Origin of the sequence: Helicobacter pylori SA221C, from assembly GCF_000476855.1 — a bacterium.
Lineage (GTDB): Bacteria > Campylobacterota > Campylobacteria > Campylobacterales > Helicobacteraceae > Helicobacter > Helicobacter pylori_DK.
The window spans coordinates 1-5,976 of sequence record NZ_CBPT010000027.1; the positions used below are offsets into that span (position 1 = coordinate 1).

The window sequence follows — 5,976 nt, forward strand, 5'->3', positions numbered from 1 at the left end:
AAAGACTTTTAACGCTGAACAAGAGGGATTAAAGCAAGCGATACAACAAGCGCAAGCCCAACAACAAGAACAAGAACAACAACAAGCCCAACAAACCTATCAAGAGGATGTAACCAACTCCCAAAGCGCTTTGAATAACGCTGCTAGTGATAATAAGATCGCAAATAGCGATACAGACTACACCAAGAATAAAAACACCGCTATCGCTACAGACGCTCAGAATTTAGAAAACACCAACCAACAAATCGCTCAAGATGAACAAGCGTTAGAAAAAGATTTAGCTCAAATCAAACAATTAGCCAACTCCACCACAGGCTTTAACGAACAAGCTTTCAATCAAGCGCAAGATAAAGAACAACAAGATGAACAAACCTTACAAAATGATGAAAACGCTTTTAATACTGAACAAGATAGTTTAAATAAAGCGATAGCTAACGCTAAGCCTACAAGCCCCACACCAAGCCCCACGCCCACTCCCACAAAACACACAGTGCAAAACACTCCCCCTAATAAAGTTTCACCCCCTACTCAAAATTTACCCACAACGAATGTGTGGAATGGAGTTTATAACCTCCAAAATCAAACTTACTCACAAAAAGGTATTTATTATATTGATCCCAATCTTTCAGGACAGAGCGGTCAAAACGGCAACACGCTTAGCACTTATACAGCCAGTTTGTTTGGAAGAAGTTTTGGCGTGAATATCCAAAATGGCACTTTGATCATAGGGAATAATACAGAGAGCGTGAATGATAATGGGTTGATTTGGATAGGGCATGGAGGCTTTGGCTATATCACGGGAACTTTTAGTGCGGCTAACATTTACTTGACCAATAATTTTAAAACCGGTGAAGGCGTTTCAAATTCAGATGGCGGGGGAGCGAACATTACCTTTAAGGCAAGCGATAATATCACTATGGATGGCTTGAATTATAATGATGCTGAAACCGTTACTAAAATGATTCAAACGGGGGCTAGTCAGCATTCCTATGCCGCTTTTGACGCCCTAAATAATATCAGCGTAACCAATTCCAGTTTTAGCGATATGACTTGGGGGAAATTCAGTTTCACGGCTAAGAACATTTCCTTTTCTAACGCTTCGTTCAGCGGTTTTACAAACCCTGGAGGATCAAGCGTGATCAGCGCTAATGCCGCTAATTCTTTAAGCTTTAGCAATTCTCGTTTGAATGGGGGAGCAATCTATAATTTGCAGGCTAGTAGCCTTATTTTCAACAACACGCAAGCGGTTTTTAATGTCTTGTATTCTAGGGGGACAAGCAATTTTAACGCTACGACACAGCTTTTAGGCAACACGAATTTTACGCTTAGCTCTCAAAGTTTGCTGAACTTTAATGGCGATACAACCTTGCAAAACAACGCTAATATCACGCTTGGCAATAAAAGTCAAGCCGCTTTTAAAAATTCTTTAACGCTTGATAACAATTCTAATTTAAGTTTAGACAATCAAAGCGTTTTGAATGCGAATAACACAAGCACTTTTAACAATCAAGCGAGTCTCAATATTTATAATGGGAGTCAAGCAACCTTTAATAGCCTCTTTTTTAATGGCGGGACACTCAGTCTTAACGCTAGTAGCAAGCTCAACGCTTCTAACGCTAGTTTTTCAAGCAACACCACTATCAATTTAGACGATAGCGTTTTATCGGTTAGTAACACAAGCTCTTTAAACGCTAATATCAATTTTCAAGGTGCAAGCCAAGCTGATTTTGGAGGCAACACGACTATTGATACAGCAAGCTTTAATTTTGACAGCGCAAGCTCATTGAGTTTTAATAACCTTACGGCTAATGGGGCGTTGAATTTTAATGGTTATGCGCCCTCTTTAACTAAGGCTTTAATGAGCGTTAGCGGGCAGTTTGTTTTAGGGAATAATGGGGATATTAATTTATCTGACATCAATATTTTTGACAACATCACAAAATCTGTAACTTACAACATCCTAAACGCTCAAAAAGGGATCACTGGCATTAGTGGGGCTAATGGCTATGAAAAAATCCTTTTTTATGGCATGAAAATCCAAAACGCTACCTATAGCGATAATAATAACATTCAAACTTGGTCGTTTATAAACTCTCTCAATTCTTCTCAAATCATTCAAGAGAGCGTTAAAAATGGGGATTTAACCATAGAAGTTTTAAATAACCCTAACTCGGCTTCTAACACTATTTTTAATATCGCTCCTGAGCTTTATAATTACCAAGCTTCTAAGCAAAATCCTACCGGTTATAGCTATGATTATAGCGATAACCAAGCAGGCACTTATTACTTGACAAGCAATATTAAAGGTCTTTTCACCCCTAAAGGCTCTCAAACGCCTCAAGCCCCAGGCACTTATAGCCCGTTTAACCAGCCTTTGAATAGTTTAAATATCTACAATAAGGGTTTTTCTAGCGAGAATTTAAAAACGCTTTTAGGGATTCTTTCTCAAAATTCCGCTACCTTAAAAGAAATGATTGAATCCAACCAATTAGACAATATCACTAGCATCAATGAAGTGTTGCAACTCTTAGACAAGATTAAGATCACCCAAACGCAAAAGCAAGCACTCCTAGAAACGATCAACCATTTGACTGACAACATCAATCAAACCTTTAATAATGGGAATCTAATTATAGGCGCTACTCAAGATAATGTTACAAACTCTACCAGCTCTATATGGTTTGGGGGCAATGGCTATAGCAGTCCTTGCACGCTAGATAGCGCCACTTGTTCTTCTTTTAGAAACACTTACCTAGGGCAATTATTAGGCTCAACTTCCCCCTATTTAGGCTACATTAACGCTGATTTTAAAGCTAAAAGCATTTATATCACTGGAACGCTTGGAAGCGGTAACGCTTTTGAAAGCGGAGGGAGCGCGGATGTAACCTTTCAAAGCGCCAATAACTTAGTGTTGAATAAAGCTAACATAGAAGCTCAAGCCACAGACAATATCTTTAATCTTTTGGGTCAAAAAGGGATTGATAAAATCTTTAATCAAGGGAATTTAGCGAATGTTCTCAGTCAAGTGGCTATGGAAAAAATCAAGCAAGCCGGCGGTTTAGGAAACTTTATAGAAAACGCTCTAAGCCCTTTGAGTAAGGAATTGCCCGCTAGCTTGCAAAATGAAACCTTAGGCCAACTTATAGGTCAAAATAATTTAGACAATTTATTGAATAATAGTGGAGTCATGAATGAAATCCAAAATATTATCAGTAAAAAACTAAGCATTTTTGGTAATTTTGTTACCCCATCCATCATAGAAAACTACCTTGCTAAGCAGTCTTTAAAAAGCATGCTAGACGATAAAGGGCTTTTGAATTTCATCGGTGGGTATATGGACGCTTCTGAATTAAGCTCTATTTTAAGCGTGGTTTTAAAAGATATTACCAATCCCCCTACAAGCCTGCAAAAAGACATCGGTGTGGTGGCGAACGACTTGTTGAACGAGTTTTTAGGGCAAGATGTCGTTAAAAAGCTAGAAAGTCAAGGCTTAGTGAGCAATATCATTAATAATATTATTTCTCAAGGCGGGTTAAGCGGCGTTTATAATCAAGGTTTAGGGAGCGTGTTACCGCCCTCTTTACAAAACGCACTCAAAGAAAACGATTTAGGCACTCTTTTATCGCCTAGAGGCTTGCATGATTTTTGGCAAAAAGGGTATTTTAACTTTTTAAGCAATGGCTATGTTTTTGTCAATAATAGCTCTTTTAGCAACGCTACAGGGGGCAGTCTGAATTTTGTCGCCAACAAGTCTATTATTTTTAATGGCGATAATACGATTGACTTTAGCAAGTATCAAGGCGCATTGATTTTTGCTTCCAATGATGTTTCTAATATCAATATCACAACCCTAAACGCTACCAATGGCTTAAGCCTTAATGCGGGTTTGAATAATGTGAGCGTTCAAAAAGGGGAAATTTGTGTCAATTTAGCCAATTGCCCTACAACCAAAAACAGCTCTCCTACAAACTCTAGCGTAACCCCCACCAATGAGTCTTTAAGCGTGCATGCTAACAACTTCACTTTCTTAGGCACAATCACCTCTAATGGGGCTATTGATTTGTCTCAAGTAACAAATAATAGCGTCATAGGCACGCTCAATCTCAATAAAAATGCGACTTTGCAAGCCAATAATTTAACGATCACCAACGCTTTTAACAACGCCTCTAACTCTACGGCCAACATTAATGGTAATTTCACCTTAAACCAACAAGCGACTTTAAGCACTAACGCTAGTGGTTTGAATGTCATGGGGAATTTTAACAGCTATGGCGATTTGGTGTTTAATATCAGCCATTCAGCTAGCCATGCTATTATCAACGCTCAAGGCGCAGCGACAATCATGGCTAATGACAATAACCCTTTAATCCAGTTCAGCACTTCTTCAAAAGAAGTTGGCACTTACACGCTTATTGATAGCGCTAAAGCCATTTATTATGGGTATAACAACCAAATCACAGGAGGCAGTAGCCTAGATAATTACCTTAAGCTTTATGCGCTCATTGATATTAATGGCAAGCACATGGTGATGACTGACAACGGCTTAACTTATAACGGGCAAGCCGTGAATATTAAAGATGGCGGTTTAGTTGTAGGCTTTAAAGATTCTCAAAATCAATATATTTACACTTCCATTCTTTATAATAAAGTGAAAATCGCTGTTTCTAATGATCCTATCAATAACCCACAAGCCCCCACTTTAAAACAATACATCGCTCAAATTCAGGGCGTTCAAAGCGTGGATAGTATTGATCAAGCTGGAGGCAACCAAGCGATTAATTGGCTCAATAAAATCTTTGAAACTAAGGGAAGTCCTTTATTCGCTCCCTATTATTTAGAAAGCCATTCCGCAAAAGATTTAACCACGATCGCTGGAAATATTGCCAACACTTTAGAAGTCATCGCTAACCCTAATTTTAAAAATGATGCCACTAATATTTTACAGATCAATACCTACACGCAGCAAATGAGCCGTTTAGCCAAGCTCTCTGACACTTCAACCTTTGCTAGCGCTGATTTCCATGAGCGTTTAGAAGCCCTTAAAAACAAGCGATTCGCTGATGCGATCCCTAACGCTATGGATGTGATTTTAAAATACTCTCAAAGAAACAGAGTCAAAAATAATGTGTGGGCGACAGGAGTTGGAGGGGCTAGTTTCATTAATGGAGGCACTGGGACTTTATATGGTATCAATGTAGGGTATGATAGGTTTATTAAGGGCGTGATTGTGGGGGGCTATGCCGCTTATGGGTATAGTGGGTTTCATGGAAATATCACTCAATCAGGCTCTAGCAATGTCAATATAGGCGTTTATAGCCGAGCGTTTATCAAAAGAAGCGAGCTAACAATGAGCTTGAATGAGACTTGGGGATACAATAAGACTTTCATCAACTCTTATGACCCCCTACTCTCAATCATCAATCAGTCTTACAGATACGACACTTGGACGACTGACGCTAAAATCAATTATGGCTATGATTTCATGTTTAAAGATAAAAGCGTTATTTTTAAACCCCAAGTAGGCTTAGCTTATTATTACATTGGTTTGTCTGGTTTAAGGGGCATTATGGATGATCCTATTTACAATCAGTTCAGAGCCAATGCTGACCCTAATAAAAAATCCGTTCTAACGATCAATTTTGCCCTAGAAAGTCGGCACTACTTCAATAAAAACTCTTATTATTTTGTGATTGCGGATGTGGGCAGAGATTTATTTATTAATTCTATGGGGGATAAAATGGTGCGTTTTATTGGTAATAACACCCTAAGCTATAGAGATGGTGGCAGATACAACACTTTTGCTAGCATTATCACAGGCGGGGAGATAAGGTTATTCAAAACCTTTTATGTGAATGCGGGCATTGGGGCTAGGTTTGGGCTTGATTATAAAGATATTAATATTACCGGAAATATTGGTATGCGCTATGCTTTTTAATGGTATCATTAAACTTGTTTTTAACAAGCCTAATTCATAGC

General features: G+C 38.6%; 1 protein-coding gene. It reads left to right on the forward strand.

The window, feature by feature from the left end; genetic code table 11:
* Nucleotides 1-5,935 (forward strand): vacuolating cytotoxin domain-containing protein (locus QU01_RS07725; RefSeq protein ID WP_033763581.1); only part of this gene is annotated, 5,935 nt, incomplete at its 5' end.
* Nucleotides 5,936-5,976 lie beyond the last annotated feature (41 nt).